Here is a 14,337-nt window from a genome sequence, read left to right as displayed (position 1 = left end):
TTTCAGAGCGAATGGGCGTCCCTTAGGGGGCGCCTTTTTTGTTATGCTGGAGTTACAGGCATGGACTTTACTCTTGACCAGGCAGCAACATGCACTCAAAAACTGATTCTTCTCTTGCTCCGCCCGCCAGTCTGCGCTGCGGTCGCCACCTTCTCGATCTCTCCTTTCCCCGAGTCATGGGGATTCTGAATGTCACTCCAGACTCCTTTTCCGATGGCGGCAAGCATCTGGCGCTGGATGATGCCTTGCATCATGCGGAAAAGATGTTGGCGGAAGGGGCTGCGATGATCGATGTGGGTGGCGAATCCACCCGTCCCGGTGCGCAGCCGATTTCCGAGCAGCAGGAGCTGGATCGCGTGGCGCCCGTGGTGGAAGCGCTTGTTCGTGAGCTGGATGCCTTGGTATCGGTGGATACCAGTAGTCCCGAGGTCATGCGGGAAACCGCCAGTCTCGGTGCCGGCATGCTCAATGACGTGCGTGCCCTGGAGCGTGAAGGCGCCCTCATGGCGGCGATGGCCAGCGGTTTGCCAGTGTGCCTGATGCATCGTCAGGGTGAGCCAGGCGATATGCAGCAAGCACCGCGTTACGAGATGCCGGTGGAAGAGGCGGTGGGCGACTATCTCGCTGCGCGAGTGGCGGCTTGCGAAGCGGCTGGCTTGCGCCGGGGAAGGTTGCTGCTGGATCCGGGGTTCGGTTTCGGCAAGACCGTGGAGCATAACCTGCGGTTGTTAAACCGTATGGACGGCCTGCGCTCGCTGGGCTTGCCGCTGCTGGTGGGCATGTCGCGCAAGAGCATGATCGGCAAGGTGCTGGCACGCCCGGTGGAGGAGCGCCTGGCCGGCGGATTGGCCCTTAGTGCGATGTCGGTGGAGCGCGGCGCCAGGATTTTACGGGTACACGATGTCGGCCCCACTGTGGATGCCGTCAACATGGCCTGGGCGGTGATCCAGGAAGGATGCGAGCGTCGTGACACTAAAGAGGGCTGATGCAATGAGTCGACGTTATTTTGGTACCGATGGTATTCGTGGAACCGTGGGCGAGGCCCCGATCACGGCGGACTTCATGCTCAAGCTCGGCTGGGCCACTGGCCGGGTGCTGGCGCGTGAGCGAGGACGTACCCGTGTCTTGATCGGCAAGGATACGCGCATCTCGGGTTACATGTTCGAATCCGCCCTGGAGGCGGGTCTTTCCGCCGCTGGTGTCGACGTGGCGCTGCTTGGCCCCATGCCCACGCCGGGCATCGCTTACCTGACACGAACCTTTCGTGCCGATGCGGGCATCGTCATTTCTGCATCGCATAATCCGTTTGCCGATAACGGCATCAAGTTTTTCTCCACCGACGGCACCAAGCTGCCGGACGAAGTGGAAAGCCGAATAGAAGCCATGCTGGAGGAACCGCTGACCACCGTGGCGGCAGATCAGCTGGGCAAGGCGATGCGGATCGACGATGCGGCGGGGCGCTACATCGAGTTCTGCAAGTCCACACTGCCCGACCGTTTGAGCCTGCATGGCCTGAAGATCGTTCTCGACTGCGCTCATGGCGCTACCTATCACATTGCTCCGAGTGTTTTTCGCGAGCTGGGTGCGGACGTCAGTCTCGTCGGCGCCAACCCCGATGGGCTGAATATCAACCGCCAGGTGGGCTCCACCCACCCAGCGGCGTTGAGGGCGGCGGTAATCCAGGAGGGAGCGGACCTGGGCATCGCCTTCGACGGCGATGGTGATCGGGTGCTGATGGTGGATGCCGATGGCCGTGAGATCGATGGCGATGACATCCTCTACCTGGTGGCCAAGGATCGTCTGGCACGTGGTTCACTCGACGGTGGTGTGGTAGGAACCCTGATGTCCAACTTTGGCCTGGCCATGGCCCTGGAAAAGATGGGCATTCCCTTCGAGCGCGCCAGGGTCGGCGATCGTTTCGTGGTAGAGCGCATGGCAGCCAACGGCTGGCACCTGGGCGGCGAGCCGTCGGGACACATAGTCTGCGGACATGTACAGACCACAGGCGACGGTATCGTGTCGGCACTGCAGGTCGTGGCAATCATGGTGCGCGAAAACAAGCCGTTGCCACGTCTGCTCGCCGGTCTGGAAAAAGTCCCCCAGGCGTTGGTGAATGTGCGTCTGGCGCCCGGCGCTCGACCCGCAGCGGTGATGGAGGATGCCTCGTTGCAGCAGGCCGTAGCCGTTCTGGAAAGCGAGCTGGGTGATCAGGGGCGGGTGCTGTTGCGCCCCTCGGGCACCGAGCCGTTGATTCGCGTCATGGTCGAGGGGCGCGCGCACCTGGATGTCGATGCCTTGGCCCAGCGCCTGGCACAAGATGTCCAGGCGCTGCTTGACTAGTCAAGTCGGCGCGATAACCAGCGGTTGTCTTGACAAGGCTGCTCCTATACCATTTCGCCCCACCTTGAACGAGGACAGTTGATGCGTACGCCCCTGATTGCCGGCAACTGGAAAATGAACGGTTCAGCTGAGCTGCTTGAAGCCTTTGGCCGCCTGTTTGCCGATGCACAACTACCGACTCCTTTGGAAATCGTGCTTCATCCGCCGTTTCCCTATCTGGAGGCGGCGTCCCGGTCATTGGCGTCGACGCCGATAAAGCTCGGTGCCCAGACGTTGAACCCGCTGCATTCCGGGGCGCATACCGGCGAGGTCAGTGGACGCATGCTCAAGGAGTTCGGCGTCAGCTACGTGTTGATCGGACACTCCGAGCGCCGGCAGCTGTACCGGGAGCGAGACGAAGACGTGTATGATCGCTTGCTGGCGGCGCTTAGCGTCGGTCTCCAGCCGATTCTGTGCGTAGGCGAAACGCTGGAAGAGCGCGATGCGGGGCGCACCATGGAGGTCGTGCTGCGCCAGGTGAGTCGTGCCATGGCGCCTCTGGAGCCGCAGCAGCGTACTCAGCTGGCCATTGCCTACGAACCGGTATGGGCGATCGGTACCGGGCGTACCGCAACACCGGAGCAGGCCCAGGCGGTAATGGCGGGAATCCGCGACTACCAGGCCGGTTATAATAGCGAGCTTGCGCAACAGTTGCGCTTGCTCTACGGCGGCAGCATGAATGCAAGCAATGCGGCGGAGCTTTTGGCTCAGCCGGATATCGACGGCGGTCTGGTGGGGGGAGCCTCGCTCAAGGCCGAAGACTTTTACGCCATTTGTCAGTCAGCAGGATAATTCCATGCAAGTTGCAATTCTCATGAGTCATGTGGTCATCGCGATCGCCCTCGTTGTCCTGATCCTGCTTCAGCAGGGCAAGGGCGCAGAAGCTGGAGCGGCCTTCGGGGGTGGTGCATCCCAGACCGTCTTTGGTTCGCGTGGAAGTGGAAGCTTCCTGGCGCGCTTTACTGCCATTCTTGCAGCGGCATTCTTTGTCACCTCGATGGCACTGGCCTACTTCGCCACCCAGGCGGGGCAGGCGCCGGAAGCGGGCATTCCCGATTCGCGTCTGATCGAGCAACAACAGGGCTTGCCAGCGCTTGACGACGATGGCGCAAGTGTGGATAATACCGCGCCAGTGCTCGAGGAAAGTGGTAATTAAGCTTTGCTCGGCCTCCCCTGATGCCGAAGTGGTGGAATTGGTAGACACGCTATCTTGAGGGGGTAGTGACCGTATGGTCGTGCGGGTTCAAGTCCCGCCTTCGGCACCATCTATTACGTGAAATCGGATGCAACGAAGATCCAGCACTCATGGCAGGATCGACGCGAGAGCCGATGGCACGCCTTAGAGATTCAGGATTGGCACCTGAGGCGACGAAAGGAATATCTTGACGAAAATGTTAAGTATCTCTATAATCGTCGACCTAGATTGATGCGGGGTGGAGCAGTCTGGTAGCTCGTCGGGCTCATAACCCGAAGGTCGTTGGTTCAAATCCAGCCCCCGCTACCATCTTCGAAGCAGCATGTCAGAACGTGACATGCGGTGGCTTGGAAGTGGTATAACAGGTTTCTTGTAAAAAGCCCCTTCCTGTGAAGGGGCTTTTTGTTAGCAAATCGTTTCGTCAGCGGATATCCGTCGGCATGCGCCGGTGACGCTTTTCCGGTAACGCCAATCAGCCACCTAGCTTTTCTGTCTACTCCTGGCCAGGTGCCTGATGCAACGGCTGTAGGAGCTTTGACTGTGGCCATTAAACACGCGGCGCTTCATGCGCTGATCGAGCCTGTCGTTGCCGCCATGGGGTTTGAGCTGTGGGGCATCGACCATCTGTCCCAGGGCAAGCACTCTCGACTGGTAATCTACATTGAGCGTGACAGTGGTATCAGCGTGGAGGATTGCGCCGATGTCAGTCGTCAGATCAGTGCCGTGCTGGATGTGGAAGACCCCATCGCCGGTGAGTATCGGCTCGAGGTATCTTCGCCGGGCATGGCTCGTCCCCTGTACACGCTGGATCAATACGCCCGCTTTCAAGGTCATCATATTGCGCTGAAGCTGCGTGTCCCTTTCGATGGCCGCAGGAAGTTTCAGGGATTGTTGGCCGGTGTCGAAGGGGACGAGGTATTACTGCAGTTCGAAGGCGAAGAGTACTGTTTTCCCATTGAAAGCATTGACCAGGCGCATATCGTGCCGCAATTCGATTGATGTCGAAATGGCAACGCCGCCGGCAGGCTGCCGGGCTGATGCACTTAAGGACAGGTTTTCTGGCGAGGCAAACGCATGAGTAAAGAAATATTAATGGTCGTTGACGCGATCTCCAATGAAAAAGGCGTCCCGCGAGATGTCATTTTTGCAGCTGTCGAGGCGGCGTTGGCTAGCGCGTCACGCAAGCGGTTCGAAAATGAAGAAGCCAATGTACGCGTTCATATCGACCGCCGTACCGGCGACTACGATACCTTCCGCTACTGGACGGTGGTGGAGGATGACGAATTCGAAACTCCCGATTACGAAATCAAGGAGTCCATCGCCGAGCAGCGCGATCCGCCGCTGAAGCTCGGTGATGTGGTCGAGAAAAAGATAGAAAACGCCGCTTTCGGACGTATTGCCGCCCAGACCGCCAAACAGGTCATCGTGCAGAAAGTGCGCGAGGCCGAGCGGGCCGAAGTGGTTCGCCAATACGCCGATCGCGAAGGCGAGCTGGTCGCAGGCATCGTCAAGAAGACCACCCGCGATGGCTTGATCATCGACCTGGGTGATAACGCCGAAGCTTTCTTGCCGCGTCAGGAAATGATCCATGGCGAACGCTACCGCATGAACGAGCGGGTGCGGGCGCTGCTGGTCAAGGTCGACCCGGAAGCGCGCGGCGCCCAATTGCTGCTGTCGCGGACTTGCCCGGAGCTGATCATCGAGCTGTTCAAGATCGAGGTTCCGGAAATTGCCGAACAACTGATCGAAATCAAGGGCGCGGCACGGGATCCCGGTTCGCGCGCCAAGATCGCGGTCAAGACCAACGATCGGCGTATCGACCCCGTAGGGGCGTGTGTGGGTATGCGCGGCTCCCGGGTACAGGCGGTTTCCACAGAGCTGCAGAACGAGCGAGTGGATATCGTGCTGTGGGACGACAATCCGGCCCAGTTGGTCATCAATGCGATGGCCCCGGCGGATGTCGGCTCCATCCTGGTGGACGAGGATGCCCATGCCATGGACGTCGCCGTCGCCGAGGACAACCTGGCCCAGGCGATCGGTCGCAGTGGTCAGAACGTGCGCCTGGCCTCCGAGCTGACCGGGTGGCGGATCAACGTCATGACCGAAAGCGAGGCGGAAGACAAGCGGGAGCAGGAAATCGACAGCCTGGTGGACGCCTTCATCCAGCAATTGGATATCGAAGACGACATAGCTCGTCTGCTGGTGGAGGAAGGGTTTACCACGCTGGAAGAAGTTGCCTACGTACCATTGGAAGAGATGCTTGAAATCGAGGAGTTCGACGAAGACTTGGTTGAAGAGCTACGTTCACGGGCCAAGGATGAGTTGCTGACGATGGCGATTGCCTCTGAAGAAGCACTCGACGGCGCCCAACCGGCAGAAGATTTACTGGAAATGGACGGCATGGAGCGGCACCTGGCCTTTATCCTGGCCAGCCGCGGCATTGTCACCATGGAAGATCTTGCCGAACAGTCTGTCGATGATCTGGTCGACATCGAGGAGTTGGACGAAGCGCGCGCAGCGGCACTGATCATGACTGCCCGTGCGCCCTGGTTCGAGGACGACGCCGCGTCGGAATCGAACACACAGTAAACAGGTCACGGGCTGAGGAGGGTCGAGATGTCAGATATGACAGTTAAAGATTTTGCAGCGAAGGTGGGCCGCGATGTGCCCCGCCTGCTGGAACAGATGAAAGAAGCCGGACTCAAGCATGCCTCTGAAGGTGATGCGGTGTCCGAGGAAGACAAGCGCACCTTGCTGAACTTCTTGAAGAAGAGCCACGGCGGTGAAGGCGAGGGTGGCAAGAATCGCATTACCCTGACGCGCAAGACCCGCAGCCGCATCAAGACCGGCGAGCGTGGCAAGACGATCGAAGTTCAGGTGCGCAAGAAGAAGACCTACGTCAAGCGTGAAGAGGAAGAAGTGCCCAAGGCGCCGGAACCTCAGCACAGTGGGCCGCGTCAGCTGGTCGGCGATATGGCCGTAGCGGAAGCGGAGCGCAAGGAGCGCGATCAGCGCGCAGCCGAAGAGAAGGTGGCCGCTGACGCGACTCGTGCGGCCGAAGAGGTAGCGCGCCAGGAAGCCGAAGCCAAGGCGGCGGCTCAACCCGCTCCGGTCGAACCCGAGCCAAGCATTCCGGTGCCGGAACTGGAAACGCCTCCTTCTCCGGAAGATGCGCCTGCTCCACCCAAGGAAGGCCGTACCGACCGCCGTACCGCGCCGCCCAAGAAGACCGCTGCCAAAGGCAAGAAAGGTCGCCGGGACGACGAGGACGATCGCGGCGATCGCGAAGAGCGCAAGCGTGGCAGCGGCAAGAAGGTCAAGCGTGCCGAACGTCGCGGTGGCCGTCGCAGTACCGGTGGTCAGGGCGGCAACGGCAAGCATGGCTTCCAGAAGCCGACCCAGCCGATCGTGCGCGAAGTCTCCATTCCCGAATCGATCAGCGTGGCGGAATTGGCCGACAAGATGTCGATCAAGGCCAATGAAGTGATCAAGGCCATGTTCACCATGGGCGCGGCGGTCACGATCAACCAGACGATCGATCAGGATACGGCGGCTATCGTCGTCGAGGAGATGGGTCACACGCCAAGACTGGTCAAGGACGATGCCCTGGAGACGGAAGTGCTCGCGGGAATCTCCTACGAAGGCGAGGAAATCACTCGCTCGCCGGTAGTGACCGTCATGGGTCACGTCGACCACGGCAAGACCTCGCTTCTCGACTATATCCGCAAGGCGAAAGTAGCGACCGGCGAAGCCGGCGGTATCACCCAGCATATCGGCGCTTACCATGTGGAAGACGAGCACGGCGGCGTGACCTTCCTGGACACCCCCGGCCACGCAGCGTTTACCGCCATGCGTGCTCGTGGTGCCAAGGCCACCGATGTGGTCATTCTGGTGGTGGCGGCGGATGATGGCGTCATGCCCCAGACGATCGAGGCGATCGAGCACTCCAAGGCGGCGGAAGTGCCGATGGTGGTGGCGGTCAACAAGATCGACAAGGAAGGCGCCGATTTCGACCGTATTCGTAACGAACTTTCGCAGCACGGCGTGATTTCCGAGGAGTGGGGCGGCGATACCCAGTTCGTCCACGTGTCCGCCAAGACCGGCGAGGGCATCGAGGAATTGCTGGAAGCGATTCAATTGGTTTCCGAAGTGCTCGAGCTCAAGGCCGTGCCCAAAGCACCCGGCAAGGGCGTCGTGGTCGAGTCCCGCCTGGACAAGGGCCGTGGTCCGGTGGCTACCGTTCTGGTTCAGAACGGCACGCTGAAGAAGGGTGATATCGTCCTCGCCGGCCTGCATTATGGCCGTGTACGCGCCCTGACCAACGAGTTGGGCAAGCAGGTGGACGCCGTGGGTCCGGCAATGCCGGTGGAAATCCAGGGTCTGGATGGCACGCCGGATGCCGGCGACGACTTCATGGTTCTGGCCGACGACAGGAAGGCCCGCGAAGTGGCCAACTTCCGTCAGGGCAAGTACCGCGAAGTGCGCCTGGCACGCCAGCAGAAGGCCAAGCTGGAGAACATGTTCAGCCAGATGGGCCAGGACGAAGTGGCCAAGGTCAACATCGTGCTCAAGGCCGACGTCCAAGGCTCGCTGGAAGCCATCAAGGGCGCCCTGGAAGAGCTCTCCACGGAAGAAGTCGAAGTTGCCGTGGTCTCCTCGGGCGTGGGTGGCATCACCGGGACCGACGCCAACCTGGCCTTGGCCAGTGACGCCATCGTGGTCGGCTTCAACGTTCGTGCCGATGCCGCCGCTCGCGAAATCATCGAGCGCGAAGGACTGGATCTGCGCTACTACAGTGTCATCTACCAGCTGATCGATGAAGTGAAACAGGCGATGAGCGGCATGCTGGCGCCGGAGTGGAAGGAAGAGATCGTCGGTATCGCCGAAGTTCGCGACGTCTTCCGCGCGCCCAAGATCGGTGCCGTGGCCGGCTGCATGGTGATCGAGGGCAGTGTTCACCGCAACAAGAAGATCCGCGTGCTGCGCGACAACGTGGTCATCTACGAAGGCGAGCTCGAGTCGCTGCGTCGCTTCAAGGATGACGTCAATGAAGTCCGCAGCGGCATGGAGTGCGGCATCGGGGTGAAGAATTACAACGATGTCCAGCCCGGCGACAAGATCGAAGTCTTCGATCAGGTCAAGGTCGAGCGCACCCTGTAAGGATGCGAGGAGGCAAGCATGCGTGAGTTCAAGCGAACCGACCGGGTGGCCGATCAGCTCCAGCAGGAGCTGGCGGTACTCATCCAGCGTGAAGTGAAAGACCCGCGCTTGGGAATGGTCACGGTCAGCGGGGTCACGGTCAGCCGTGACCTGGGCTATGCCGATGTCTATATCACCCTGCTGGGTGAAAACGACGGGGAGCGGATCAAGGAGAACCTGCAAGTGCTCAAGCGAGCCGGCGGTTTCCTGCGCTCCCAGATCGCCAGGCGGATCAAGCTGCGTCACGTACCCGAGTTGCGCTTCCATTACGATGAAAGCGTGGTGCGAGGCCAGCATCTGTCTTCGTTGATCGACGAGGCCGTGTCCAGTGACCGGGCGCGTCAGGATGAGGACGACGCAAGCACAACGGGCGACGAGGAGCCGCGCTGATGGCGCGTCGCCGTCGCGGCTTGCCGGTCAACGGCGTGTTGCTGCTGGACAAGCCCAAGGGGCTTTCCAGCAACCACGCGCTGCAGCGTGTGCGTAGGCTTTTCGAAGCCCAGAAAGCGGGCCATACCGGTACGCTCGATCCCATGGCGACCGGCTTGCTGCCGATCTGTCTGGGAGAAGCGACCAAGTTTTCCGCCCATTTGCTGGACGCCGACAAGGTTTACCGTACCCGGGTGGAGCTGGGAGTGATCACCGCTTCCGGCGATGCCGAGGGTGATGTTCTCGAGCGCCGTGAGGTGCCCATGCTGGAGACCGTCGACATCGAGTCGGTGCTGGAGCGGTTTCGCGGCGAGATTGAGCAGATCCCGCCGATGTATTCCGCACTTAAGCATCAAGGGCGCAAGCTGTACGAACTGGCGCGCGAAGGCAAGACGGTAGAACGTGCAGCACGGCGCGTAAGCGTGTATGATGCGCGCCTGCTGAGTGTGCATGGCACCTCCTTCGAGCTGGAAATCAGCTGTAGCAAGGGCACCTATATCCGCACCTTGGCGGAGGATATCGGGCAAGCGTTGGGATGTGGAGCGCATATCAGCGCGCTGCGCCGGCTCAAGACCGGCCCCTTCACCAGTGAAGATATGTGGACGCTCGAAGCCTTGGAGGCCTTGGCCGACCAAAGCGCCCGTGAAGCACAACTGCTACCGGTGGATGCGTTGGTGGAGCACTTGCCGGTATTGCCGGTGGATGCCGAGGCAGCGGGTCGCCTGACTCACGGCCAGAGTGTGCAGCTGGAGCACGGCATGCAGTTGGACAGTGCAGCGCACTCGGTGGGTGAGCTGACAAGGCTTTATCACCAAGCGGCCTTTCTGGGGCTGGGGGTGGTGAAGAGCGCTGCGGAAGTGGCGCCCAAGCGGCTGGTCAACACCGCCGCGGTATCGTGACAAACGGTACGTAATACAGAAAGATCCGTACTTTGAGACTGCAAATATGCGTGGTCTCATCCATTCATTTTTAGGCATATTGCTTACTGGAGATACAGATGGCACTGACCGCTGAACAGAAGTCCGAAATCGTCAATGAATTCGGTCGCGGCGATAACGATACCGGTTCCCCTGAAGTGCAGGTTGCCCTGCTGAGCGCCAATATCAACGGCCTGCAGGATCACTTCAAGAGCAACAAGCAGGATCACCACTCGCGTCGTGGCCTGATCCGCATGGTAAACCAGCGTCGCAAGCTGCTGGACTACCTCAAGCGCAAGGATTTCGAGCGCTATCAGTCGCTGATCCAGCGTCTGGGCCTGCGTCGCTAAGTCGTTCTTCGGCAAGGCAACGTCACGGGCAGCCCTTCGGGCTGCCCGTTTTCGTTGGTGGCCGCTGTAAATCGTCCCCGAGTGTCATGCCAAGCCGTGTATCGGTAGCCCTGGCGCGCCACAGCGCCTAGAATGGTGGCGAGTCAAACGACCCAACATAGACAAGTAGATATTGATAATGCTGAAGGAAGTCGCCGTGAATCCGGTCAAGAAAACATTCCAGTACGGTCGTAGCACCGTCACGCTCGAAACCGGGCGTATCGCTCGCCAGGCTACCGGTGCCGTCATGGTCACCATGGACGATACCGTGGTGCTGTGTACCGTTGTGGCCAGAAAAGCGGCCAACCCCGCACAACCATTTTTTCCACTCTCCGTGCACTACCAGGAGAAAACCTACGCCGTGGGCAAGATTCCCGGCGGCTTCTTCAAGCGTGAAGGGCGTCCGACCGAGAAAGAGACCCTGACCTCGCGCCTGATCGACCGCCCGATTCGCCCGCTGTTTCCCAAGGGCTTCATGAACGAGGTTCAGGTCATCTGTACGGTGCTGTCCACCGACCGTAACCACGATCCGGATATTGCCGCTATGCTGGGTACCTCGGCGGCGCTGATGATTGCCGGCGTTCCCTTCAATGGCCCCATCGGCGCGGCGCGTGTCGGCTTCAACGAAGAGCAGGGCTATTTCCTCAACCCCACCGTGGAAGAGCTGGCTACCTCCGAGCTGAACATGGTAGTGGCGGGTACCGAAAAAGCGGTACTGATGGTGGAATCCGAAGCCCAGGAATTGCTCGAAGACGAAATGCTGGGTGCCGTACTGTTCGGCCATCAGGAGATGCAGGCCGCGATCGGTGCGATCAAGGAATTGACCGCCGAAGCCGGCAAGCCCCGCTGGGATTGGCAACCGGCAGAGGAGAACGCGGCGTTGAAGAGCGCCGTGGCCCAAGCCTTTGAAGCCAAGGTGGGAGAGGCCTACCGCATTACCGACAAGATGGCGCGTCAGGAGGCTTTGAGCGCGGCGAAGGCGGAAGCCGTCGAGCAGCTGGCCGGCGAAGAGGACGGCCAGTTCAGCGCCGATGACGTCAAAGGTGCTTTTGCCGCCCTGGAAAAGCGCGTGGTGCGCTCCCGCGTGGTCAAGGGCGAGCCGCGTATCGACGGTCGCGACAACCGCACCGTGCGTCCGCTGGACATCGAAGTCGGCACGCTGCCCAAGGCCCACGGCTCGGCGGTTTTCACTCGCGGGGAAACCCAGGCGATCGCCATCGCCACCTTGGGTACGCTGCGTGATTCCCAGCTGATCGAATCACTCGAAGGCGAGCGCAAGGACCGCTTCATGCTGCACTACAACTTCCCTCCGTATTGCGTGGGTGAAGCGGGCTTCATGGGCGGCCCGAAGCGGCGTGAAATAGGCCACGGTCGTCTGGCACGCCGGGGCATCCAGGCGATGCTGCCGGCGGAAGACGCTTTCCCCTACACCATTCGCGTAGTGTCCGAGATCACCGAGTCCAACGGTTCCAGCTCCATGGCGTCCGTCTGCGGCTCCTCGCTGGCGTTGATGGATGCCGGTGTACCGCTGAAGGCACCGGTGGCGGGTATCGCCATGGGCCTGGTCAAGGATGAAGACGGCTTTGCCGTGTTGACCGACATCCTGGGTGATGAGGACCATCTCGGCGACATGGACTTCAAGGTCGCCGGCTCCGCAGAAGGCGTGACCGCCCTGCAGATGGATATCAAGATCGAGGGCATCAACGAGGAGATCATGGAAACCGCACTGATGCAGGCCCACGCCGCACGGCAGCAGATCCTCGAGCAGATGAACGCGGTGATCGGCCAGAGCCGTGAGGACGTGTCGGAAAACGCCCCTTCCATGGCAACGATCAAGATAGCGCCGGACAAGATCCGCGACGTGATCGGCAAGGGTGGCGCCACCATTCGCAAGATCTGCGAAGATACCGGTGCCTCCATCGATCTCGACGACGACGGCAGCGTACGTATCTACGCCGAAGACAAGGCCGCCGCCAAGCGTGCCATCGATACCGTGCTGGCGATCACCGCCGAAGCGGAAATCGGCAAGCTGTACAAGGGCAAGGTGGTGCGCATCGCCGACTTTGGCGCCTTCGTCAATATCATGCCGGGAACCGACGGGTTGGTGCATATCTCTCAGATAGTACCCGAGCGCGTCAACAACGTGCGCGACTTCCTCAACGAAGATGACGAGGTAGTGGTCAAGGTGCTCGACATCGACAACCGTAATCGCGTCAAGCTCTCCATGAAGGAGATCACCGAGGAAGAAAAATCGGCTTTTGCCGCCGCTGAAGCCGAAACTGCGATCTAGATCGGCTTCTAGCGATACCTGATCCGCCCCCGCAGCTTCCGCTGCGGGGGCGGTCTTGTTACTGGTGTTGCGTACGCCTGCAAGCGTAGTCGAGAGGCATCGTTGAGGAAGTCGTTGAAAAGAGGCATGTAAGCTTTTTTCTTGAATGTACAGAGTCTGTACAATAATTAAAACTAATTATACACCAAGGTTTCCCCATGCTGACTTCGTTCATTTCGCTTCTCTCTTCTCCCACCTTTGGCTCACGTAAATCCCGTTCCTCTTTGGAAAAAGCGCTACATCGACATACCGCCTCGATCACCTTTACTCCCCAAGGGGTCATCAAGCAGGTAAGCCCCATGTTCTTGAGCGCATTGGGCTATCAAGCGTCGGAGGTCGTCGGTCGGCATCACCGCATATTCTGCCTGCCAGACTATGCCGAGAGCGAAGAGTACCGGGAATTCTGGGAAGCGCTGGCTCGGGGAGAGCATCGTGCCGGGTTGTTTCAACGGCTCGACAAGGGCGGCCGCGACGTCTGGATCGAGGCGACTTATCTTCCCGTCTCAGACCGGGCAGGGAGGGTCACCCACGTCGTCAAGATCGCCAACGATGTCACCGAGAAACAGAAGACCATGATGACGCAGACGGCAATAGTGGAGGCCCTCGGCAAGTCCATGGCGGTTATCGAGTTCACGCCAGATGGCAAGGTTATGAACGCGAATACCAATTTTCTCGCTGCTACCGGCTACTCGCTGGCACAAGTGCGGGGCCGGCATCATCGGATGTTCTGTCGCGAGGCCTTCTATCGGAAAAACCCCGATTTCTGGTCGCGCTTGGCGCAAGGCGAGTTCCGCCAGGGGAAGTTCGAACGTGTTACCGCAACCGGCGATGAACTGTGGCTGGAAGCAACGTACAACCCGGTCATCGACGCAAGCGGAAGCGTGATCAGCGTGGTGAAGTTCGCCACCGATGTCACCCGAGACGTCAAGGCGGCCGAGGCTGCGCGTGCTGCGGTCCTGTCAGCGCAGGAAACATCAACCGAAACGGAACAGATTGCGACAAACGGCATGGAGCGTCTTCGTGATGTCGTCAGCGAGTGTGTCGCATCGGTTGAAGAGATGGGCCATGCCCGTGAAATCGTCCAACAGCTCGTTGCCCAGGCGCAGAACATCAACAGCATCACGGAAGGTATTGCACGTATTGCCGAACAGACCAACCTGCTGTCGCTGAATGCCACCATCGAGGCAGCCCATGCCGGTGAACAAGGTAAGGGCTTCGCCGTCGTGGCAAACGAAGTCAGGCAGCTTGCCCAGCGCTCGGGGGAAGCCGTGAGGCAGATTGGTGGGGTACTGGCGACCAATGATGCCATGGTGGCTCAGGCGAGCGATCAGATGCAGTCGGCGGTTGTGAAAAGCGAACAGGTCCAGGCCTACATGAGCGATATCGAGAAAATCGTCGGCGAGATCCTGTCGGGAGCCCGCAACGTGACCGCCTCCATCGACCGGCTCACCACTGAACAGGGCGCGGCGTAAACGCCTAGCGTGTATGCTGTGAGCCTGC

Annotated in this window: 12 protein-coding genes and 2 tRNA genes; all 14 read left to right on the top strand. The window is 60.1% G+C overall.

Translation table 11 applies throughout. The features are described from left to right. Positions 1–89: 89 nt before the first annotated feature. The 14 genes from folP to R5M92_RS13105 all read left to right on the top strand — a co-directional run bounded on the left by folP (position 90) and on the right by R5M92_RS13105 (position 14,309). Positions 90–986: a dihydropteroate synthase gene (gene folP, locus R5M92_RS13170; protein ID WP_346796419.1), complete on the top strand. Its 897-nt coding sequence runs from the start codon at positions 90–92 to the stop codon at positions 984–986. A gap of 4 nt (positions 987–990) precedes the next feature. Beyond that, the gene (gene glmM, locus R5M92_RS13165) at positions 991–2,340 is read left to right on the top strand and encodes a phosphoglucosamine mutase (protein WP_346796416.1); all 1,350 of its coding nucleotides are present in this window, start codon (positions 991–993) and stop codon (positions 2,338–2,340) included. A gap of 81 nt (positions 2,341–2,421) precedes the next feature. Further along, positions 2,422–3,171 (top strand): triose-phosphate isomerase, encoded by a 750-nt coding sequence (gene tpiA, locus R5M92_RS13160; RefSeq protein WP_346796414.1) that lies wholly within the window; start codon positions 2,422–2,424, stop codon positions 3,169–3,171. Positions 3,172–3,175: 4 nt separating this feature from the next. Beyond that, positions 3,176–3,535, top strand: a complete 360-nt coding sequence (secG, locus tag R5M92_RS13155) for a preprotein translocase subunit SecG (protein WP_346796412.1) — start codon at positions 3,176–3,178, stop codon at positions 3,533–3,535. 22 nt (positions 3,536–3,557) lie between these two features. Beyond that, positions 3,558–3,644, top strand: a tRNA-Leu gene (locus tag R5M92_RS13150). A 162-nt stretch (positions 3,645–3,806) separates the two neighbouring features. Then, positions 3,807–3,883, top strand: a tRNA-Met gene (locus R5M92_RS13145). A 231-nt stretch (positions 3,884–4,114) separates the two neighbouring features. Beyond that, positions 4,115–4,573: a ribosome maturation factor RimP gene (gene rimP / locus R5M92_RS13140; RefSeq protein ID WP_346796410.1), complete on the top strand. Its 459-nt coding sequence runs from the start codon at positions 4,115–4,117 to the stop codon at positions 4,571–4,573. Between the two features lie 75 nt (positions 4,574–4,648). After that, a complete protein-coding gene (nusA, locus tag R5M92_RS13135) occupies positions 4,649–6,163 on the top strand; it encodes a transcription termination factor NusA (protein ID WP_346796409.1) in 1,515 nt (504 codons plus the stop codon). Between the two features lie 27 nt (positions 6,164–6,190). Beyond that, on the top strand, positions 6,191–8,734 hold the full coding sequence (gene infB, locus R5M92_RS13130; RefSeq protein WP_346796408.1) for a translation initiation factor IF-2: 2,544 nt from the start codon (positions 6,191–6,193) through the stop codon (positions 8,732–8,734). 18 nt (positions 8,735–8,752) lie between these two features. Beyond that, positions 8,753–9,163 carry a 30S ribosome-binding factor RbfA gene (rbfA, locus tag R5M92_RS13125; protein WP_346796407.1) on the top strand — a complete coding sequence of 137 codons (411 nt, stop codon included), beginning with the start codon at positions 8,753–8,755 and terminating at the stop codon, positions 9,161–9,163. Beyond that, entirely contained in the window at positions 9,163–10,101 is a 939-nt protein-coding gene (gene truB / locus R5M92_RS13120) for a tRNA pseudouridine(55) synthase TruB (RefSeq protein WP_346796406.1), read from the top strand. The genes rbfA and truB overlap by 1 nt, the downstream gene beginning before the upstream one ends. A 98-nt stretch (positions 10,102–10,199) precedes the next feature. Next, positions 10,200–10,469, top strand: coding sequence for a 30S ribosomal protein S15 (gene rpsO / locus R5M92_RS13115; protein ID WP_346796405.1), 270 nt, complete (start codon positions 10,200–10,202; stop codon positions 10,467–10,469). Positions 10,470–10,647: 178 nt separating this feature from the next. Next, entirely contained in the window at positions 10,648–12,798 is a 2,151-nt protein-coding gene (gene pnp / locus R5M92_RS13110) for a polyribonucleotide nucleotidyltransferase (RefSeq protein ID WP_346796404.1), read from the top strand. Positions 12,799–12,995: 197 nt separating this feature from the next. Beyond that, entirely contained in the window at positions 12,996–14,309 is a 1,314-nt protein-coding gene (locus R5M92_RS13105; protein ID WP_346796402.1) for a PAS domain-containing methyl-accepting chemotaxis protein, read from the top strand. The last annotated feature ends 28 nt before the right edge of the window (positions 14,310–14,337 follow it).

The organism is Halomonas sp. Bachu 37 (assembly GCF_039691755.1).
GTDB lineage: Bacteria > Pseudomonadota > Gammaproteobacteria > Pseudomonadales > Halomonadaceae > Vreelandella > Vreelandella kashgarensis.
Note: the sequence above shows the minus strand (reverse complement) of the source record. Positions and strands in the feature narration are given on the sequence as shown.